This is a genomic window from Corallococcus sp. AB032C (genome assembly GCF_003668935.1).
In the GTDB taxonomy this organism is placed as follows: domain Bacteria; phylum Myxococcota; class Myxococcia; order Myxococcales; family Myxococcaceae; genus Corallococcus; species Corallococcus exiguus.
Genome location: NZ_RAWP01000145.1, coordinates 1 through 20,167 on the forward strand (window position 1 = coordinate 1; position 20,167 = coordinate 20,167).

Consider the following 20,167-nt stretch of genomic DNA (forward strand, 5'->3'; position numbering starts at 1 on the left):
CCCCGCCTCCCGCGGCCGTGGTGGAGACGCCCCGGGCCGCCGAGCCGACCCCGGCCACGGCGACACCGCGCAGTCCTACGCAGGAGAGTCCCCGCTTGCCCAACCCCCCTACGCGCTCGCCGGTCCCGCCCACCGCACGGACGCCTTCTTCCACGTCGACGTCCGCGACGGTCATCTCCCGAGGTCCCGGTTACGTGCAGCGTCCGGGTTCCACGGGCGGGCGCCCTGGTGGGCCGCCGGGCAGCCGTCCGGGTGGTCCGGGTGGTCCCGGCAGCCGTCCGGGTGGTCCGGGTGGTCCTGGCAGCCGTCCTGGCGCGCCCATGCAGGGCCGTCCGGGTGGGCCGCCCATGAACCGTCCGGGAGCGCCCATGCAGGCGCGTCCGGGCCAGATGGGGCCGGTGCGTCCGTCCTCGCCGCCCACGGCCGGCACGGGTGCCCCGGTGCAGCCGACCGGCCCGACCATCATGGTCGGCGGCGTCCCGCACGCCCAGGTCGCGCCCACGCCGGGTGCCCAGGCGCGCCCCACGGCCACCCAGGCCGTGGTGATTTCGCGCCCGCTCATCCAGGTCCGCCGCGTCACGCCCACCACGACCCAGGCCAAGCAGTACCCCATGGCCCCGGGCCGCACGGCGCTGGGCACGGAGAAGCGCGAGTACAAGGTCGTCCCGGATCACCTGGGTCGCGGCCGCGAGCTGGTGGACGTCTCCAAGAACAAGGAGCGTGGCCAGCGCAAGCGCACGGGTCCTGAGACGACCAGCGTGTCCAAGCAGGAGCTGTCGGACATGGTCTGGGGCCGCATCCAGATCCCCGTCCGCGGCAAGAAGCGCAAGCCCACGAAGAAGGGCGCCAAGACGCAGATCACCCAGATGGCCGAGGAGAAGAAGGTCATCAAGCTCCAGGAGGGCATCAGCGTCTCCGACCTGGGTCAGCGCATGGGTATCCGCACCTCGGAGCTCATCAAGAAGCTGATGGCCATGCAGAAGATGGCCACGGCGAACCAGATCCTGGACGCCGACACCGCGGAGCTCATCGCCACCGACTACCACTGGAAGGTGGAGCGCGTCGGCTTCGAGGTGGAGGACTACCTGCCGGAGGTCGCGGCCAAGGCCGAGGACGAGCGTCCCCGTCCGCCGGTGGTCACCATCATGGGCCACGTCGACCACGGCAAGACGAGCCTCCTGGACGCCATCCGCCAGGCCAGCGTGGCCTCGGGCGAGGCGGGCGGCATCACCCAGCACATCGGCGCGTACAGCGTGTCCACCGCGCGCGGAGACGTCACGTTCCTGGACACCCCGGGCCACGAGGCCTTCACGTCCATGCGCGCCCGTGGCGCCAACGTGACGGACATCGTGGTGCTGGTGGTGGCCGCGGACGACGGCGTGATGCCCCAGACCATCGAGGCCATCAAGCACGCCAAGCTGGCGGAAGTGCCCATCGTCGTCGCCATCAACAAGATGGACGTCCCGGGCGCCAACCCCGACCGCGTGAAGAAGGACCTCGCGAGCCAGGAGCTGGTGCCGGAAGAGTGGGGCGGCGACACCATCATGGTGCCCGTCTCCGCGAAGACGAAGATGAACCTGGATCTCCTCCTGGAGAACCTGGCGCTGCAGGCGGAAGTCCTCGAGCTGACGGCGAATCCCTCCCGTCCGTCCGTGGGCGCCGTCGTGGAAGCGAAGCTGGAGCGTGGCCGCGGACCCGTGGCCACGGTGCTGGTGCAGGAGGGCACGCTCAAGCTGGGCGACGCCATCGTCACCGGCACGCACTACGGCCGCGTCCGCGCCATGAACAACAGCCGCGGCGAGGCGGTGAAGGAAGTGAAGCCGGGCTACTGCGCGGAGGTCGTCGGCCTGTCCGGCGTGCCCACCGCGGGTGACGCCATCAACGTCGTCTCCGACGAGAAGGCGGCCAAGCAGATCGCCGACCACCGCGGCATGAAGGAGCGGCAGACGGAGCTCGGCAAGGTCAGCCGCGAGTCCCTGGAGCAGCTCTTCGCCAAGACGAAGGCGGGCGGCGGTCCCAAGGAGCTGCGCGTCATCATCAAGGCGGACGTGCAGGGCTCGGCGGAGGCCGTGCGCCAGGCGGTGGACAAGCTCACCACGCACAAGGTGCGGGTGGTCATCATCGACGCGGGCGTGGGCGCCATCACGGAGACCGACGTCATGCGCGCCGCCGCCTCCAAGGGCGTCGTGCTGGGCTTCAACGTGAAGCCGGAGTCGGGCTCGGAGGCCGCGGCCAAGGCGCAGCAGGTGACGCTGCAGAGCTACTCCATCATCTACGAGCTCATCGACGGGGTTCGCTTGGAGATGGAGGGCCTCCTGGAGCCCATCCGCACCGAGCGCAAGCTGGGCCGTGCGGAGGTGCGCAACACCTTCAACGTGCCGAAGCTGGGCACCATCGCCGGCGCGGCCGTCCTGGACGGCGTGATGAAGCGCGGCTCGTTCGTGCGCCTCATGCGCGAGAACAAGCAGCTCTTCTCCGGGAAGATGGCGTCGCTGCGCCGCTTCAAGGATGACGTGAAGGAAGTCGCGCAGGGCTTCGAGTGCGGTATCGGCATCGAGAACTTCAACGACCTCAAGGCCGGCGACATCATCGAGGCCTACGAGATCGAGGAGACCCGGCAGAGCCTCTCGTAGTCCTGGAGAGGCGCACTCGACGGACCCCGGGGAAGGCCCCACCTTTCCCGGGGGATGGACGACGCGACGGCGCCTGGGCGTGGATGACGCGCCCGGCGGCCGTTGGCCTGGGGGACCTCTATGTTCGTCGGAGTCGCACGCCTCACCCTCCAGATTCCGGAGAGCGCCTCGCTGAAGTCCAAGCGGCAGGTGCTCCGCCGGGTGACGGACCGGGTGAAGGCCCGCTTCAACGTGGCCGTCGCGGAGGTGGACGACCAGGACCTCTGGCAGAAGGCGTCGGTGGCCCTGGCCGTGGTGGGCAACGCGCGCGGGCACGTGGATGAGCAGCTGGAGAAGATCATCCACTTCATCGAAGAGATGTACGTCGCGCCGCTGATGGCCCGGGAGACGGAGATCGTCGCCTTCGGGGACACGCTCTATTCGGACAAGGGGCCGGTGGCTGGCGCCTTCCGTGCCCCGGCGAAGGTGCCGGAGCTGGAGGACGAGGACGCCCACCTGTCTCCCGAGGACGCGAACTCGCACTCGGAGGCGGCGATTGCCCGCTTCCTGCGCAGCGACCGCTCGCTGGCGGAGGCGGAGGGGCTGGGTTCGTGGGAGCAGCGGCACGAGGGCGCGGGCCCCGGGCCCGGGACTTCACGACCCACGGGTGAGGGTGGAACGCTGAATCTGGACGACGCGCGGGCCAAGGCCCGGGCGCTGCGCAACCCGCGAGATTGGGAGAAGAAATGACGACGCATTCACGACCCGAGCGCGTGGGGCAGGAAATCCAGGCGGCCATCGGAGCCCTGCTGACGCGCGGAGAATTGCGCGACCCGCGCATCGGCTTCATCACCATCACCGGCGTGAAGGTGTCGCCGGACCTGCGGGTGGCGAAGGTCTTCTATTCGATGCTGGGCACGGACCAGGAGAAGGCGGACACGCAGAAGGGCCTGGAAGCGGCCAAGGGCTTCGTGCGCCGCGAGGTGACGTCCGCGGTCAACCTGCGCGTGTCGCCGGAAATCTTCTTCGCCTTCGACGCGTCCGTGGGCGAGGGCGATAAGATCGACCGGCTCCTGCGCGAGGTGCGCGGCAAGGAAGGCTGGTAGGCCCCGCTTCATGGACGGCGTTCTCGTCATCGACAAGCCCCTGGGCCCCACGTCCTTCGACGTGGTCCGGCAGGTGCGCGGCCTGCTGAAGGTGAAGAAGGCGGGCCACACGGGCACGCTGGACCCCATGGCCACCGGCGTGCTGCCGGTGTGCCTGGGAGAGGCCACCAAGGTCGCCGGCATCATCACGGAGGGCGACAAGGCCTACGACGCCGTGGTGCGGCTGGGCGTCGAGACGGACACCCAGGACGCCCAGGGCAAGCCCACGGCGCAGGCCCCGGTGCCCCCGCTGACGGCCCCGCTGCTGGAGGCGGCGCTCGCCCGGTTCCGGGGCACGTTCGACCAGGTGCCGCCCATGTACTCGGCGGTGAAGGTGGCCGGGAAGCGGCTCTACGAGCTGGCGCGCGCCGGGGAAGAGGTGGAGCGGGCCAGCCGCAGCGTCACCGTGCACGAGCTGGTGCTGCGCGACTTCTCCGCGGACCGGCTGACCCTGTCGGTGCGGTGCACCAAGGGGTTCTACGTGCGCACGCTGGCGTACGACCTGGGCCGCGCGCTGGGCTGCGGGGCGCACCTGGAGGCGCTCCGGCGCACGATGAGCGGCCCCTTCACCCTGGCGCGCGCGCTGCCCCTGGGGGACCTGGCGTCCCTGTCTCGCGAGGCGGTGGCCGGGCGGCTGGTGTCGCTGGCGGACGCGCTGACGGACCTGCCGGCGGTCCGGGTGAACGCGGACGAGGCCCGGAGGGTGTTGCACGGCGTCCCCGTGGAGGTTGCTCCCGTGCCCGGCCGGGTGCGGGTGCTGGGCCCGGATGACGCGCTGCTCGCCATGGCGGAAGTGGTGGGCGGACGGCTGCGCTACCAGCGGGTGTTCAACTGAGTGGCCACCCGCACCCATGACATCACCGTGAGCGTGGCCCCGGGCCTTCGCGGCGCCTTCGACGGGCGGCGCGAGCTGTCCCTGGGCGTACCCGCGACGGCGGGCATCGGCGACGTGGTGGAGGCGCTCCTGCGCTTGTATCCCCGTACACGTCAGTTGTTGGCGGGCGATGGTGGCGAGGCGGCGGGGCCGTACCTGCACGTGGCCATGGATGAGGCCTCGGCCCGGGAGCTCTCCCCAGGCGGAGGCGGAATTCCGGGCGGTTGCCGGTTGTACGTCTTCGCACTGTCCCGGCCCCCCAAGGGCGGACGGACCGTCGGCGAAGGTTGACCCCCCAGGGGGTGAAGCTTATAAGCGGCCCGCTCGTTAGAAGGACCATGAGGCCGGGTCTGTACCCCTCCGCGGACCCAGGCGGCACGAGCGGTCACCCCGGAGCGGGATTCAGGAAGAAGCCCATGTCGTTGCATCAGGAACGCAAGAGCGAGCTGGTCACGAAGTACCGCACCCACGAGTCCGACACCGGCTCGCCCGAGGTGCAGGTGGCGCTGCTGTCCGAGCGCATCAACATGCTCACCGAGCACTTCAAGACCCACAAGAAGGACCACCACTCCCGCCGCGGTCTGCTGAAGCTGGTCGGTCAGCGCCGCCGCATGCTGGACTACCTCAAGTCCAAGGACGTGGCGCGCTACAAGAAGCTCATCGAGGGTCTCGGCATCCGCAAGTAGTCCTCGAGCAGCACCCGGGGCGCTGGCACACCACCAGCGCCCCATGCATTTGGGCAGCACGTTTCACGGCGAAGGAGTGGGCGAGGGAGAGGTGGAGGCGGGCTCTTTTGGTTTCCGTTCAGACCGGCCGACCCGGAAGTCACGGGTGGGCGGGTGTGATCAGGGATCAAGAGGTCTGGTCCATCCCTCCGGCGCTCCGCAACGGAGCCCGTTTCCGCAGTACAGGCAGCGTTCGTCTGGCATGTGCCTGCTTCAGGCCCTGGCGACCGCTCAATCCCAGAGGGCCCCTTCCGGGCGGCTCCTGCCCCACGCACGTGGGCGGGCCGCGGCTGGCAAGGGTCCTCGCACGCGAAGCAGGCACAGAGGCCACACGACATGTTGAAGAAGAGCGTCAAGATTGGTGAGAACGAGCTGAGCATCGAGACGGGCCGCCTGGCCAAGCAGGCCGACGGTTCCGTGGTGGTCCGCTACGGCGACACCATGCTGCTCGTCACCGCGGTGAGCGCGCGGGAGAAGAAGGACATCGACTTCCTGCCCCTCACGGTGGAGTACCAGGAGAAGCTGTACTCGGCGGGCCGCATCCCGGGCAGCTACTTCAAGCGCGAGGGCCGCCTCACGGAGAAGGAGACGCTGGCCTCCCGCGTGGTGGACCGCTCCCTCCGTCCGCTGTTCCCAGAAGGCTACGCCTACGAGACGCAGGTCATCTCGTCCGTCATCTCCGCGGACCCGGAGAACGAGGGTGACATCCACGGCATCACCGGCGCCTCCGCGGCGCTGTGGGTGTCTGACATCCCGTTCAACGGCCCCATCGCGGGCATCCGCGTGGGCCGCGTGGGTGGTCAGTTCGTGGCCAACCCCACCGCCAAGCAGCGCGAGCAGAGCGACCTGGACCTCGTCATGGCGGTGAGCCGCGAGGCCATCGTGATGGTGGAGGGTGGCGCGGAAGAGGTCAGCGAGGCGGACATGGTGGCGGCGCTGGAGTTCGGCCGTCAGAACGCCCAGCCCGCGCTGGACATCCAGGACCAGCTGCGCACGGAGCTGAAGAAGCAGGTCCGCTCCTACGACAAGCCCGCCACCATCGACGAGGGCCTGCGCAACCAGGTCCGCGAGCTGGCGCTGGAGGGCGTGAAGGCCGGCTACGCCATCAAGGAGAAGGGCGCGCGCTACGAGGCGCTCTCCAAGACGAAGAAGGCGGCGGTCGCGGCGCTCAAGGAGAAGCTGGGCGCGGAGTTCACCCCGCAGGTGGAGAAGCACGCCAAGCAGGTCATCGAGGACCTGAAGTACGACCACATGCGTGAGCTCACCGTGAACGGTGGCCGCATCGGTGACCGTCCGCACAACGTGGTGCGCTCCATCACCAACGAGGTGGGCGTGCTGCCCCGCACGCACGGCAGCGCGGTGTTCACCCGCGGCGAGACGCAGGCGCTCGTGGTCGCCACGCTGGGCACCAGCGAGGACGAGCAGCGGCTGGAGCTGCTCAGCGGCCAGGCCTTCAAGCGCTTCATGCTGCACTACAACTTCCCGCCGTTCAGCGTGAACGAGACCAAGCCCCTGCGCGGCCCCGGCCGTCGCGAGGTCGGTCACGGCGCCCTGGCGGAGCGCGCGCTTCGCAACATGATTCCGGCCAGCGACTCGTTCCCGTACACCGTGCGTCTGGTGTCGGAGATCCTCGAGTCCAACGGCTCTTCGTCCATGGCCTCCGTGTGCGGTGGCACGCTGGCGCTGATGGACGCGGGCGTTCCCATCAAGTCGCCGGTGGCGGGCATCGCCATGGGCCTGGTGAAGGAGGGTGAGAAGATCGCCATCCTGTCCGACATCCTGGGTGACGAGGACCACCTGGGCGACATGGACTTCAAGGTCTGCGGCACGTCCAATGGCATCACGTCCATCCAGATGGACATCAAGATCACCGGCCTCACCACGGAGATCATGAGCCGCGCGCTGGAGCAGGCGCGTCAGGGCCGCGTGCACATCCTGGCGGAGATGGCGAAGACGCTGAACGCGCCTCGCAAGGAGATCAGCCAGTTCGCGCCGCGCATCACCACCATCCAGATCCGGCCGGAGTTCATCAAGAACGTCATCGGGCCGGGCGGCAAGGTGATCAAGGACATCATCGCGCGCACGGGCGCGGCCATCAACATCGAGGACACCGGCCGCGTGGACATCGCCAGCGCGAACGGCGAGGCGGTGAAGGCGGCCATCGCGATGATCCAGGCGCTCACCCGCGAGGCGGAGATCGGGAAGATCTACACGGGCACCGTCCGGAAGATCGCCGAGTTCGGCGCCTTCGTGGAGCTGTTCCCGGGCACCGACGGCCTCATCCACATCTCCGAGCTGTCCGACAAGCGCGTGAAGAGCGTGTCGGACGTGCTGAGCGAGGGCGACGAGGTGCTGGTGAAGGTCGTCAGCATCGACAGGACGGGCAAGATCCGCCTGTCGCGCAAGGAGGCCATGGCCGAGCGCACCGCCGCGCAGGGCACGCCCCCGGCCGCGGCCGCCCCGGCCGCCCCGACGCCGGACGCGAAGGCCTGAAGCCGGCCCCCGTGTAGCGGCCCTCCGTGAGGAAGGCCGCGACCGGAAACGCCCCGTCTCCTCCCGCCTCCGGGCGCGAAGGGGCGGGGCGTTGTCATTGCGGGGTTGGGGGCTCTCCACCCGGCGGCGGCGCATGGCTCGAACCTGTCCGACTGTCGGACAGGTTTGGCGCGCCCGAGGCGGGAGCCGGCGGTGTTTTCGTCCTGGCAGGGTGGAGGCTTAAAACCCCGGGAGGGCCTCCCGCGTTGATGGGGGACCGCCCTGGAGGCGCTGCATGCCGGTCCACCCATCCAGCTCCTCGGAGCCTTCGAGCAGCTTCCTCACGGACGTGTCCCGGTTCCTGGGGGCGTTCCGCTGGGCATTCATGCCGCTGGGCCTGCTCGCGCTGGTCGCGGTGGGCGTGCACGCTGCGGCGGACACGCTGGATGACCGGTTGCTCACGGCGGTGGACCGGTTGGACTCCGCGTTCGATGCGTGGGTGGGCCAGTTCCCCGCGCTCGCTTCCATGGTGGATTGGGTGTCGCTGGAGACGCGCACCCGGCTGGCTCGGGGCCTGGCTCTGGCCTGGGAGCTGGCGGCGGACCTGCTCCTGGCGCTCCCGGCGCTCGGCTATCGCGAGACCGCCGCCGCCCGGCCCGTGGACCCCTGGCGTCCGGTGACGGCGTCCGCTTCGGAGGCCTCGTCGTGGAAGGCGCTGCTGCGGCGCTGTCTGCGGCGGCCCACTCCGATGCGGTGGGTGCGGCCGCTGGCCACCGCGGGCGTGGTGCTCGCGGGGGCGTGCACGGTGGCGCGGCTCGTCCAGGGCACGGTGTACCTGTCGTGGCGGCCGCTGTTCGGCGACGTGGCCTCGGACTGGGCGGCCCGGGGGCTGGCGGTGGCGGCGCTTCTCGGGGTGAGCGTGTCGCTGGGCTGGCGTGCGGTGCTGCGCAACCTCCAGCACGCGGACGCTGCGTGTGAGGCGGTGGGCTCGCGGCGGGCGTGGACTCGCGGGCTCTTGGGCTGCCTCGTGGTGGCGCCCTTGGGATTGGCGGCGGCTTGGGACGCGGCTCCGGTGCTGTCCTTCCTTCGCTGAGGCCCTGACGCATGTTCGCTCGACGCGCCCGGGGACTCTTGGACTTCACCTTCGCGCTGCTCTGCGTCTGGTGCGCGTACCACCACACGCCCGCGGGCGCGCTCTTGCGTCGCGCTGGCGCCTGGGCCTTCAACACGCGCACCACGGCCCGGCCGCTGCTCGCGTACTACGACGGAGTGAGCGGGACGGCCGTGCCCGTGCCGGACTCGCTGCCCGCCGCGCTGCTCACCCGCGTGCCCACGAGCGCGGAGGCGCTGGCGTGGGGGACGCACGCGGCGCTGAAGGCCCTGGAGCCGAAGGCCCGCGAGCCCTCGCTCGCGCTGGCTCGTGAGCTGGGCATCGCTCCGGAGACGCTGGTGGATCCCGCGAAGGGCCCGGCGGCGACGCGGCGGCTGCTGGACGCGCTCGCCATGGACTTCCCGTCGGAGGAGGCGCGGGTGACGGCGGTGTTCGCCGGGCGGGTGCCCGCGCGCTTCGCGCTGGAGCGGGTGGACGCGGAGGGGGGGGCGCTCAGCCTGGAGCGCCTGGCGAAGCAGCTGCCCCCGGGCTTCGAGGGCTCCTCCGTGGGCGCCGCGCAGGCGCTGGCGCTGTCCACGGCGCTGATGCTCGGGTGGCCGGTGTCGGAGAGCGCCCCGGTGACGAGCCCCTTCGGCTACCGCGTCCACCCCACGCTGCGCACGCGCCGGATGCACACGGGAGTGGACCTGGCGGTGCGCTCGGGCACGACGGTGACCGCGGTGGCCGCGGGCGTGGTGCGCCGCGCGAGCGAGGACTCCGTCAACGGCCGCGTGCTGGTGCTGGACCACGGGCGGGGTGTGACGACGGCGTACTGTCACAACTCGGAGCTGCTGGTGCAGGCGGGCACGCGGGTGGAGAAGGGGGAGGCCATCGCGCTGTCGGGCAGCACGGGCCGGTCCACCGGGCCGCACCTGCACTACCAACTGGAGCTGGCCGCTCGGCCGGTGGACCCGTTCGGGTTCCGCACCGCGCTGCGCATGGCGGACGGCGCGACCGAGCTGTGACAGGCCGGCCACACGACCCGTGACGTCGCCGCCAGGAAGTAGAGGGGGGCCGGGGTGCGTGTTACGGCGGGGGGCATGGACCCCACGCTGACCGTCCCCGTGCGCCGGGTGCGCTCGCATCCGGACCCGCTGCCCCTGCCGCGCCATGAGACGGAGCTGGCCGCCGGGCTGGACCTTCGGGCGGACATCGACGGGGAGCGGGTGCTCCAGCCCCTGGAACGGTTGGCGGTGCCGACCGGGCTGGCCTTCGCGCTCCCGGCGGGCTTCGAGGGGCAGGTGCGGCCCCGCTCGGGGCTGGCGCTCCGGCACGGGGTGACGTGCCTCAACTCCCCCGGGACGGTGGACGCGGACTACCGGGGGGAGGTGCAGGTGCTGCTCGTGAACCTGTCCAACACCCCCTTCACCCTGCGTCGGGGCGACCGGGTGGCCCAGCTGGTGGTGGCCCCCGTGACGGCCACGGCCCTGCGGGAGGTGGAGGTGCTGGAGGTGACTTCCCGGGGGGACGGAGGTTTCGGGTCCACCGGCCGCTAGGGCCCGGCGCGCAACGTCGTTCCTCAACGGCCTCGGAGCGGGCAGAATGGAGCCCCCCGGCCGTCCACCGGGGAGGCCGCCCCCCCGCGGCCCCGTTCCGGAGTTTCACTGCTTTGCTCTGCTACCGCTGCGGCAGCCATGTCCCCGATACGAGTGAAACCTGCGCCACGTGTGGCCAGAAGTTCGACGCGGCCGCGCGTCAGGCAGCGGGGGCGGCGCGCAAGCGAGGCACGGAAGGCGCGCCGTACAAGCCGGGCGACGTCGTCGCGGACCGTTACGCCATCCAGGAAGTCGTAGGGGCGGGGCCTCTGGGCTTCGTCTTCCGCGCGCAGGACCAGGCCATCGACGTGGAGGTGGCGCTGAAGGTCATCCAGCCCCGGCTGGTGCAGCAGCCGGAGGAGCGCACGCAGTTCGCGCTGTCCATGCGGGTGGGCAAGAAGCTCAACCACCCCAACCTGGTGCGCGTGTACGAGGAGGGCGTGGACGGGGACCGGCCCTTCTTCACCATGCAGCTGCTGGAAGGGCTCTCGCTGCGCCGGATGATGGAGCAGCGCGCGGCGAAGGGGCAGCTGTTCACGCTGAAGGAAGTGGAGCCGCTGCTGGCGCAGATGGCGGCGGCGCTGGACGGGGCGCACCGCTTCGGGCCGCACTCGGACGTGAAGCCGGAGAACGTCTTCGTCCTGCCGGACATGTTGAAGGTGTCGGACTACGGGCTGGGGCTCGCGGTGCCGCACCTGCCCTTCGTGCAGGCGCAGAAGGGGCACCGGGCGGCGGCGTACATCGCCCCTGAGTACGTGAATGGCGCGGAGCTGGACACGCGCATGGACGTGTACTCGCTGGGCGTGTTGATGGGGGAGATGGTGACGGGCCTCCTGCCGGAGGACGGCGGAGTTCCCGAGGTGTCGGTGCGGCATCCGGACCTGCCGCCCGCGTTCGAGTCCCTCTACCGGCGCGCGCTCAACGTGAACCCGCTGGCCCGTCCGAAGTCGGGCGGTGATCTGCACGCGGAGTTCGCGGCGCTGGTGCATCGGCACCCGGCCGCGGCGTCGAGGCAGCGCGCGATGCCCGCGTCGGGCGCACTGCCGCCGTCCGCGGTGGCCGCGCGCGCGGCGAACAAGCCGCTGCCGCCGGTGCCCACGGGCATGATGCCGGTGGCGAGCGCGCCCACTCCGGCCGCTCCGATTCCGGCGGTGGACGACTCGCCTCCGCCGGATGCGACGCAGCCGCTGGACGCGGCGACGCTGGCGGCCATCCTGGGTTCGAACGCGCAGGCGCTGGACTACATCACGGGGCCGGAAGCGCGCTCCGTGTCCGACGCGGCGACGATGCAGGAGATGCGCGCGGTGGAGCCGGCGGGCCGCAAGGGTGCGGAGGCGGCGGCGCAGGACCCCCGGCTCCTGGGGCAGGTTCCCGACGCGGCGACGCAGCAGGAGGTCCGTGCGGCCACGCGCCCGGCGGATGAACCGCGCGCGGCTCCGGCCAAGGCCGCCGAGCCTGTGATGCGCATCTTCGCGAAGGCGGAGGAGCCGTCGTTCCCGGCGGATCCTCGCGGCGCCCGCTCCGCGGAGGGCGCGTCCGAGGCGCGGTCCTCGGCCCGTGGAGGCGGCGAGTCCTCTTCCAGCGATGTCCGCTCCAATGGTCGGGGCGAAGCCTCGTCGGGCGACCTTCGCTCCAACGGTCGGGGTGAAGCGTCCAGCGAAGGGCGCTCCGGTCGCGGTGAAGCCTCGTCCGGCGATGGACGCTCGGGTCGCGGCGAATCGTCCAGTGACGGGCGCTCGGGTCGCGGCGAATCGTCCAGTGACGGGCGCTCCGGTCGCGGCGAGTCCTCCTCGGGCAACCTCGGGTCCAACGGTCGCGGTGAAGCTGCAGCGGGCGAGGGCCGCTCCAACGGCCGTGGCGAAGCTGCCGCTGGCGACGCGCGCTCCAACGGCCGTGGCGAGGCCTCCGCTGGCGACGCGCGCTCCAACGGCCGCGGTGAAGCCGCCTTGAGCGACGAGCGCTCCGGTCGCGGTGAGTCCTCGGCGGGCGGCGGACGCTCCGGTCGCGGTGGTGAGGCGTCCTCCGACAGCCGGTCCAGCAATCGCAACGCGGATGCATCCGCCACGGAGTCACGGCCCGGCCGGAGCTCCGACGACGACGAACCCTCGGAGTCCCGTTCCTCCAGCCGCGGTGGCCGCAACCCTCGGGCCTCGGGCGCGGTGTCTTCGGTGAACTCGCGCGGCTCGGAGCCCTCGGGTCCCCGCGCCCCGCGAGCCTCGGCGGCCCAGGGCGCGGTCCGCGCTTCTGGTGTTCACGGCGAGAACTCCACGGGTGGCCGCTCGCGCAAGGGCGAACCCCCGCCGGAAGTGTCGGGTGTCCGCTCCTCGGCGCGCCGGCTGCCGCCTTCCACCTCCGGCCTGCACACGCTTCCCACGACGCGGGCCACGCAGGCGAAGCCGGCCCGCTCCGGCCCCAGTTCGATGGTGTGGATGATCATCCTCGCGGTGGCCGGCATCGTGCTGGGCGCGGGTGGTGGCTACCTCTACCTGCGCCTGCGCCAGGCCCAGGCCGCGAAGAACAGCCCCACGCCCGCTATGCCCGGGACCGCCGCCGCGGGGGACGGCATCCTGGCCACGGGCTCCTGTCCGGCCGGCATGCGCCTGGTGAGCGGCGGCAGCTTCAAGATGGGCTCGTCTCCGGAGGACCTGCAGGCGTCCGGCTCCTCCGACGAAATGCCCATGGCCAGCGCCATGGTGGAATCGTTCTGCGTCGACGAATACGAGTTCCCCAACCAGGCCGGCCGCAAGCCCCGCGTCTCCGCGACGTGGCTGGACGCGAAGGCCGCCTGCGAAGGACTCGGCAAGCGGCTGTGCAACGAGGACGAGTGGGAGAAGGCCTGCAAGGGCCCTGGCAACGCGCGCTTCTCTTCCGGTGACGAGCAGGCCCAGACGGCCTGCAACACCGGCACGACGGATGCGGCCTCGGTGCGCACCCTGGCGCAGTCCGGAGCCCATCAGGCCTGCCACTCCGGCTACGGCGTGGCGGACCTCTCCGGCAACGTCGCCGAGTGGACCGCCTCCAAGTCCCCCAACTCCAACCCCAACTCCGAGGAGCTGCTCATCAAGGGCGGTTCCTTCGACACGGCTGGCGACACCGCCCGGTGCTCCGCGCGCCGCCGGGGTGCTCCGTCGTTGAAGGCCGCGAACGTGGGCTTCCGCTGCTGCCAGAACGCGCCGTGAGGACGACGCTCCAGAGGCTCGCGCTCCTCACGCTCCTCCTGCCCGTCGTCGCCCTCGCGCAGGCGTCATCGCGAAGTCCCGCCCGGCCCCGCGTGGTGGCCGTGAAGTCCTCGAGCCTGGCGCCGTACGCCTCCTTCCTCGCCGGCTTCACGTCCGAGGCCCGCGCGGACGTCACCGAGCTGACCCTGGAAGAGAGCCCCACGGAGGCCGCGCGCGTCTTCAAGTCGCTGGCCGCGCAGAAGCCCGCGCTGGTGCTCGCCCTGGGGCCGCTGGCCGCCAACGCCGCGCGCCGCTCGCTGGGCGAGGACGTGCCGGTGCTCTTCGCCATGGTGCCGTACCACGAGAAGTACGGCCTGGAGGCTTCCAACGTCACCGGCATCGCGCTCACCAGCGACTTCGGGCCGGAGCTGGCCGCGCTCAAGGCCGTGGCTCCCGGCGCCAAGCGCGTGGGCATCCTGCATGACCCGCGCTCCTCGGCGGGCGCGGTGGCGCAGGCCCGCTCGGCTGGCGCTGGCCTGGGGCTCACCATCGTCCCGCTGGCCGTGGAGGCGCAGGAGCGCGTGGGCGAGGTGCTGGAGGGCGCGGCGGGGAAGGTGGACGGCCTCTTGATGGTTGCGGACAAGACCGTGGGCAACGCTTCCGTCGTCCAGGCGCTCATCGCCTTCAGCGCCTCTCGCAAGGTGCCGCTGGTGGCGCTCACGGCCAGCCAGGTGAAGGAGGGCGCGACGCTGGCCCTCTCGCCGGCCCCGCTGGCGCTCGGTCAGCAGGCGGGGAGGCTGGCGAATCGCATCATCCTCGAGAAGGTCGACCCCGGCGCGCTGGCGGTGGCGCGGCCCGAAGGCCTGGACCTCTCGTTCAACGTCACCGCCGCGAAGAAGTCAGGTCCGTCCTGTGACGTCGCGCTGGAAGTGCTCCGGTTCGCGGCGCGCCGGGACTTTGCCGTGAAGGTCTACGAGTGATTCCACGCTACAGCCGTCCCGAAATGGCCTCCCTCTGGTCCGACGTCGCCCGCTACCGCCGCTGGCGCGACGTGGAACTCGCCGCGCTGGAGGGCATGGTCGCGCAAGGCCTCGCCCCCAAGGACGCGCTGGAGGACTGCCTCGCCCGCGCCGGTGACTTCACCGAAGCGGACGCCGCGCGCATCGAGGAGATTGAGCGCACCACCAAGCACGACGTCATCGCCTTCCTCACCTTCGTGGAGGAGCGCGTGGGCCCCAGCGCGCGCTGGCTGCACCTGGGCATGACGTCCTCGGACGTGCTGGACACGTCGCTGGGCCTCACCCTGCGCGACTCCGTGGACCTGCTCCTGAAGGGCATGGACCGCGTGATGGCCGCGGTGGAGAAGCGCGCCTTCGAGCACAAGCACACGCTGCAGATGGGCCGCAGCCACGGCATCCACGCGGAGCCCATCACCTTCGGGCACAAGCTGGCCATCTGGTACGACGAGCTGCGCCGGGGCCGCACGCGCCTCCAGCACGCGCGAGACACCATCGCCGTGGGCAAGATTTCCGGCGCGGTGGGCACGTTCGCGCACCTGCCGCCGTCGGTGGAGGAGCACGTCTGCCAGAAGCTGGGCCTCACGCCCGCGCCCGCCTCCAGCCAGGTGGTGCAGCGCGACCGGCACGCGGAGTTCTTCACCGCCATCGCCCTGGTCGGCGCGAGCCTGGAGAAGTTCGCCGTCGAAATCCGCCACCTCCAGCGCACGGAGGTGCGCGAGGCGGAGGAGCCCTTCACGCCGGGACAGAAGGGGAGCAGCGCCATGCCGCACAAGCGCAACCCCATCCTGTCGGAGAACCTCACGGGCCTGGCGCGCCTGCTGCGCGGCTACGCGGTGAGCGCCATGGAGGACGTGGCGCTGTGGCACGAGCGGGACATCTCGCACTCGTCCGTGGAGCGCGTGATTGGGCCGGACGCCACCATCCTGCTGGACTTCATGCTCCACCGCTTCGCGGGCCTGGTGGAGAACATGCGCGTCTACCCGGAGCAGATGAAGAAGAACCTGGACCTCTTGGGCGGCGTGGTGAACTCGCAGCGCCTGCTGCTGGAACTCGCGCGCAAGGGCATGGACCGGCAGGCCGCGTACGTCGTCGTCCAGCGCAACGCGATGAGGATGTTCGAGGAGGGCGTGGACTTCCGGCAGGCCCTGCTGAACGACGCGGACCTGCTCAAGATGATGACGCCCGAGGAGGTCTCCGACTGCTTCTCCCCGGGCTACCACACGCGCCAGATGGACGCGGTGTTCCAGCGCGTCTTCGGCCGCGCCAGCTGAAGCGCCGCGCGGCCTCGGGCGAGGGGGCTAGAGGTAGCCCTTCGCCCGCAGGTGCTCTTCGATGCGCGCGTGCACGTCCCCGGGCGTCAGCACCAGGGACGTGCCGGTGATGCGCTCGTAGGCGGCCACGTACTTGGTGGCCAGGTCCACGCGCACGTCGTCCGGGATGGCGGGCAGCGCGCCGTGGCCGGAGAAGTTCCGCTCGCGGATGAGCCACTGGCGGATGTTCTCCTTGTCCAACATCTTCTGGTCCTCGCCCTTGGCGAAGCGGGCCTCGTACTCGTCCGCCACCCAGTAGCGGCTGGAGTCCGGGGTGTGCATCTCGTCGATGACGTAGAGCTCGTCGCCCACCTTCCCGAACTCGTACTTCGTATCCACCAGGATGAGGCCGCGCGTGCGCGCCCACTTCTGGCCCTCCTGGAACAGGCCCCGGGCGGCCTCCGTGATGCGGGCCCAGTCGCGCGGCGTGGCCAGCCCACGCGAGAGGATCTCCGCCTCGGAGATGGGCTCGTCGTGCTTGCCGTACTCGGCCTTGGTGGACGGCGTGAGGATGGGCGCTTCGAACGCGCTGTCCTTGCGCAGCCCTTCCGCGAAGGGCACCCCGTAGGCGGTGTGCGTGCCCTTCTCGTAGTCGCGCCACAGGCTGCCCGTCAGGTAGCCGCGCACCACCACCTCCACGGAGTAGGGCTGGCAGGCGCGCGCCACGGTGACGTTCGCGTCCGGCACGTCCAGCACGTGGTTGGGGACGATGTGCTTCGTGCGGTCGAACCAGAAGGCCGCCAGCCGGTTGAGCACCTCGCCCTTGAAGGGGATGGTGGTGAGCACGTGGTCGAACGCGGAGAGGCGGTCGCTCGTCACGAGGATGAGCGTGTCGCCCTTGCGGTACGTGTCGCGAACCTTGCCCTTGTAGGGCGTGCCGAGCGACGGCAGGTCCGTCTGGCGAAGCGTGTGGGTGAGTTGCGCGTGGAGGGCGGAGGTGTTCACGTCGGAGGCGCCTCGCGGCCCCGGCCACTGACCGCCGGGAAGGGGCGGGAGCGGGGCCAGCTCATGAGGCGCGCGACTCTACTGGAGGCCCGCCGTCATGGAAGCAGGACCGTAGGCCGTTGCCAGGTAGAGGAACGCCGGGTTGATGCGCAGGATGCCGTCCACGTAGGCGACCGCGTACGGCGCGCCCGCGGCCCGGTCCACCCGCACCGCGCCCTCCGGCTGGATGCCCCACAGTGCCAGCAGCGTGCGCGCCACCAGCTCCGCGGCCTCGCGCTCCGACAGGCCCTGCAGGCTCTCCCGCCGGTCCTCCGGCCAACGGTCGCCCGTCCGCGCGTCGAAGACGAACTGGAGGCCGCTGCCCGCGTCCGGCGGCTGGAGCAGGTCCGCGCGGGGCTCGAAGCCCGGCGCCGCGACGAACTCGTTGCCCTGGATGATGGGGAAGAGCGCCACGCCCTGCGCGGACTGCCCCGCCTGCTGCTCCGACTGGCGCGCGATGTCCCGGAAGAGCTCCAGGCGGACGGACGGGGACTCGAACTCCACCACCTCTGGCGAGCTGCTCAGCGCCTGCCGCGCCGTGAGCGAGGAGCGCACGGGTGCACCCGTGCCATCACACGCGGTGGTGAGCAGGGACAGCGACAGGAGCAGGCCAGGGACCCAGCGACGCATCAACGGGAATATACCGATCACGCCGACGCACCACCAGCTAAACTCCGGTGCATGCGACCAGGTGCGGAGCTGACTGTCGTCCTTCATCAGACCCGTTCACCCGACAACCTCGGTGCTGTCTGCCGGGTCATGGCGAACTTCGGTTTCGAGCGCCTCATCCTCTCGGAGCCCGTGGTCCAGGACTTCAGCCTGGCGGAGCGGATGGCCGTGAAGAGCGGCCACATCCTTTCGGGCATGCGCGTCACACCCACCCTGGCGGAGGCCCTGGAGGACTGCGTGTACGTGGTGGGCACCACGTCGCGCACCCAGGTGGTGAAGCGCGCCCCCCTGACGCCGGAGGACGCGGCGCGGCGGCTGGCGGAGGAGAGCACGCGGGGGCGGGTGGCGCTCCTGTTCGGCGGGGAGCAGCGCGGGCTGTCCGACGAGGACCTCACCCACTGCCAGGACCTGCTCGTCATCCCCACGTCGGACGTGCAGCCGTCCATGAACCTGGCGCAGTCCTCCGCGGTGCTCCTGTACCTCTGCCACCGGCAGGGGCTCACGTCAGCGCCCGTGCTGCCTCAGGAGGACGAGGCCGGCGCGCGGCTGGGGACGCTCAACGCACTGAGCGGGCGCATGCTCGCGACGATGCTGGCGGCGGACTTCCTCAACCCGGAGGCGCCGCAGCACGTGCTGCACGAACTGGAGCGGACGTTGATGCGTGCGCGGCTGACCCAGCGAGAGGCGGAGCTGTGGCTCAACGCCTTCAAGCATCTGGGCCGCGCGGTGGCGCCGGGGACTCCCCGCGAGTGAGGCGGGGGGCCGGCGCCACGCGAACAGCCGGGGCGACTTAGGCCGCCGCTTCCTTCTTGTAGGTCTCGGCGAAGTGCTTCTCGCACAGACCGGCCTTGGGGCCGACCTTGGCGCGGCACTCCGGCTTGGAGCACACGCGGTAGCGCGTGTGGGGCAGCTCGCCCTGGCGCCACTTCTTGAAGTGGAAGAAGCAGTAGCTCTTGGCGCGGTAGGGGCGCTTGCAGCCCTCCACGGTGCACGCCTTCTTGCCGCTGCCCTTGGCGGTGCGCGGCCAATGGGTGGGCTTCGTCGTCTGGGTGGCCTCGGCCATGGTACGGACTCTCCTGCGAATCGATGCTTGGAAGACCCGTGACGCCACCTGGGGGTGGATCCGCCACGATGTGAAGGCGGACGGTGTATCGCCGGGTTTCGCGGAACGCAAGGAGCCTGGAGCCCCGCCAGGGCCCTGGAGGCCCCATCCGTCAGGGGGCAGCCAGGCCGTCCTCGGCCTTGGGAATGCCTCCGGACCGTCCGGATTGGGTGCGCGGCACCGGGGAGAGCAGCTCCTCCAGCACGGAGCGGGCCCCGGCGGTGCGCTCGCCCGGCGTGCCTCCCGAGGCCAGCGTGGACGGCGGCGACTCCACCAGGGGCAGGTCCTCCAGCTTCACCTTGACCGCCAGCGGGCGGCCCAGCCGGCGCAGCTGCAGCCGGATGTTCTGGCCCACGCCGCGCGCGGCCACCTGCCAGCGCAGCGTGTGCGCCCGCGCCACGGACAGCCGGTCCATGTTCAGGATGACGTCCCCGGTGCGCAGGCCCGCGCGGGCGGCGGGGCCGTCCTCCACCACGTCCGTCACCACCACGCCCCGGCCTCGCGGGTTCAGGTTGAACGCCTGCGCCACCTCCGGGGAGAAGTCCTGCACGCTGATGCCCATCCACCCCCGGCGCATACGCCCGTGGGCCTTGAGCTGCGGAATCACCGTCTTCGCGATGTCGATGGGGATGGCGAACCCGATGCCCTGGCCGGACACGTTGACGGCGTTGGCCACCGCCACCACGTCGCCGTGCAAGTCGAGCACCGGCCCGCCGGAGTTGCCCGGGTTGATGGAGGCGTCCATCTGCAGGTAGTCGAAGTCGCCGTCGCGGCCGTTGGGCGTCACGTCCGTGCGGCCCACGTAGCTCACCACGCCCACCGTCACGGAGTGCGCCAGGCCGAACGGGTTGCCGATGACGACCACCCAGTCCGCGATGCCCACGTGGGACGCGGACGCGAGCTTCAGCACCGGCAGCTTCCGGGGCGCGTCCACCTTGAGGAGCGCGCAGTCCGTGCGCTCGTCCTCGCCCACCACCGTGGCGGGGAACTCCTCCACGTAGCCGTTGGCGCTGCGGATGGAGATGGTGACCTCCGAGGCCCCGTCCACCACGTGCGCGCTGGTGAGGATGTAGCCGTCCGGATGGATGATGAACCCGGAGCCGATGCCGCGCTGGGGCTCCTCGCCAGGGGCCACTTCCGCGAGGTCCTGTCGCGTGGTGATGGACACCACGGCCGGCATCGCCTTGCGGGCCACGTCACTGATGTTGGAGTGCTGCCGGGAGACGGCGCGGTTCTGCGCCTCCAGCCACAACTTTCCGGGGGGGCGTGCCGCGGCGCTGCCCGCTGTCCCCAGCGCGCACGCCAGCACCGCCACCCTGATGCCGCCCCCGAACCGCGACCAACCCATGGGCCCCGCCTTCCCACCACCGTCCAACCCAATGCCCCGGCGCAAGCTAGGCACGGGGTGGGGC

General features: G+C 71.2%; 18 protein-coding genes. 14 read left to right on the top strand and 4 right to left on the bottom strand.

All coding sequences use genetic code 11. The features are described from left to right. The 13 genes from infB to purB form a co-directional block, all read left to right on the top strand. Positions 1-2,633: translation initiation factor IF-2 (gene infB, locus D7X99_RS37735; RefSeq protein WP_121781981.1), on the top strand; the 2,633-nt coding region annotated here is incomplete at its 5' end. Between the two features lie 120 nt (positions 2,634-2,753). Next, positions 2,754-3,362, top strand: coding sequence for a DUF503 domain-containing protein (locus tag D7X99_RS37740; protein ID WP_120575728.1), 609 nt, complete (start codon positions 2,754-2,756; stop codon positions 3,360-3,362). Further along, complete coding sequence (gene rbfA / locus D7X99_RS37745) at positions 3,359-3,718, top strand: 30S ribosome-binding factor RbfA (RefSeq protein ID WP_120558419.1); 360 nt, start codon at positions 3,359-3,361, stop codon at positions 3,716-3,718. Before D7X99_RS37740 ends, rbfA begins: the two co-directional genes overlap by 4 nt. A 10-nt stretch (positions 3,719-3,728) precedes the next feature. After that, positions 3,729-4,592 carry a tRNA pseudouridine(55) synthase TruB gene (gene truB, locus D7X99_RS37750; protein WP_121781982.1) on the top strand — a complete coding sequence of 288 codons (864 nt, stop codon included), beginning with the start codon at positions 3,729-3,731 and terminating at the stop codon, positions 4,590-4,592. Continuing rightward, on the top strand, positions 4,593-4,922 hold the full coding sequence (locus D7X99_RS37755; RefSeq protein WP_121781983.1) for a MoaD/ThiS family protein: 330 nt from the start codon (positions 4,593-4,595) through the stop codon (positions 4,920-4,922). A 125-nt stretch (positions 4,923-5,047) separates the two neighbouring features. Further along, entirely contained in the window at positions 5,048-5,317 is a 270-nt protein-coding gene (rpsO, locus tag D7X99_RS37760) for a 30S ribosomal protein S15 (RefSeq protein WP_120575731.1), read from the top strand. Positions 5,318-5,692: 375 nt separating this feature from the next. Continuing rightward, entirely contained in the window at positions 5,693-7,849 is a 2,157-nt protein-coding gene (gene pnp, locus D7X99_RS37765) for a polyribonucleotide nucleotidyltransferase (protein WP_121781984.1), read from the top strand. Between the two features lie 274 nt (positions 7,850-8,123). Beyond that, positions 8,124-8,921, top strand: a complete 798-nt coding sequence (locus D7X99_RS37770; protein ID WP_121781985.1) for a hypothetical protein — start codon at positions 8,124-8,126, stop codon at positions 8,919-8,921. Between the two features lie 11 nt (positions 8,922-8,932). Continuing rightward, positions 8,933-9,943, top strand: a complete 1,011-nt coding sequence (locus tag D7X99_RS37775) for a M23 family metallopeptidase (RefSeq protein ID WP_121781986.1) — start codon at positions 8,933-8,935, stop codon at positions 9,941-9,943. Between the two features lie 75 nt (positions 9,944-10,018). Then, complete coding sequence (gene dut, locus D7X99_RS37780) at positions 10,019-10,474, top strand: dUTP diphosphatase (protein WP_121781987.1); 456 nt, start codon at positions 10,019-10,021, stop codon at positions 10,472-10,474. 113 nt (positions 10,475-10,587) lie between these two features. Beyond that, complete coding sequence (locus D7X99_RS37785) at positions 10,588-13,692, top strand: SUMF1/EgtB/PvdO family nonheme iron enzyme (RefSeq protein ID WP_121781988.1); 3,105 nt, start codon at positions 10,588-10,590, stop codon at positions 13,690-13,692. Then, entirely contained in the window at positions 13,689-14,651 is a 963-nt protein-coding gene (locus D7X99_RS37790; protein WP_121781989.1) for an ABC transporter substrate-binding protein, read from the top strand. Before D7X99_RS37785 ends, D7X99_RS37790 begins: the two co-directional genes overlap by 4 nt. Next, positions 14,648-15,961: an adenylosuccinate lyase gene (purB, locus tag D7X99_RS37795; RefSeq protein ID WP_121781990.1), complete on the top strand. Its 1,314-nt coding sequence runs from the start codon at positions 14,648-14,650 to the stop codon at positions 15,959-15,961. The genes D7X99_RS37790 and purB overlap by 4 nt, the downstream gene beginning before the upstream one ends. A 27-nt stretch (positions 15,962-15,988) precedes the next feature. On the opposite strand, the gene D7X99_RS37800 is transcribed toward purB, so the two are convergent. Continuing rightward, a complete protein-coding gene (locus D7X99_RS37800; protein ID WP_120575740.1) occupies positions 15,989-16,945 on the bottom strand; it encodes a phosphoribosylaminoimidazolesuccinocarboxamide synthase in 957 nt (318 codons plus the stop codon). Positions 16,946-17,023: 78 nt separating this feature from the next. After that, positions 17,024-17,614, bottom strand: coding sequence for a hypothetical protein (locus D7X99_RS37805; protein ID WP_120599042.1), 591 nt, complete (start codon positions 17,612-17,614; stop codon positions 17,024-17,026). A 51-nt stretch (positions 17,615-17,665) separates the two neighbouring features. Between D7X99_RS37805 and D7X99_RS37810 the strand changes: the two genes are divergently transcribed. Continuing rightward, on the top strand, positions 17,666-18,406 hold the full coding sequence (locus D7X99_RS37810; RefSeq protein ID WP_121781991.1) for an RNA methyltransferase: 741 nt from the start codon (positions 17,666-17,668) through the stop codon (positions 18,404-18,406). A 37-nt stretch (positions 18,407-18,443) separates the two neighbouring features. On the opposite strand, the gene D7X99_RS37815 is transcribed toward D7X99_RS37810, so the two are convergent. Together D7X99_RS37815 and D7X99_RS37820 are read right to left on the bottom strand one after the other, a co-directional pair. Then, on the bottom strand, positions 18,444-18,716 hold the full coding sequence (locus D7X99_RS37815; RefSeq protein ID WP_121781992.1) for a vegetative protein: 273 nt from the start codon (positions 18,714-18,716) through the stop codon (positions 18,444-18,446). A 151-nt stretch (positions 18,717-18,867) separates the two neighbouring features. Continuing rightward, the gene (locus D7X99_RS37820) at positions 18,868-20,103 is read right to left on the bottom strand and encodes a S1C family serine protease (protein WP_121781993.1); all 1,236 of its coding nucleotides are present in this window, start codon (positions 20,101-20,103) and stop codon (positions 18,868-18,870) included. Between the last annotated feature and the right edge of the window lie 64 nt (positions 20,104-20,167).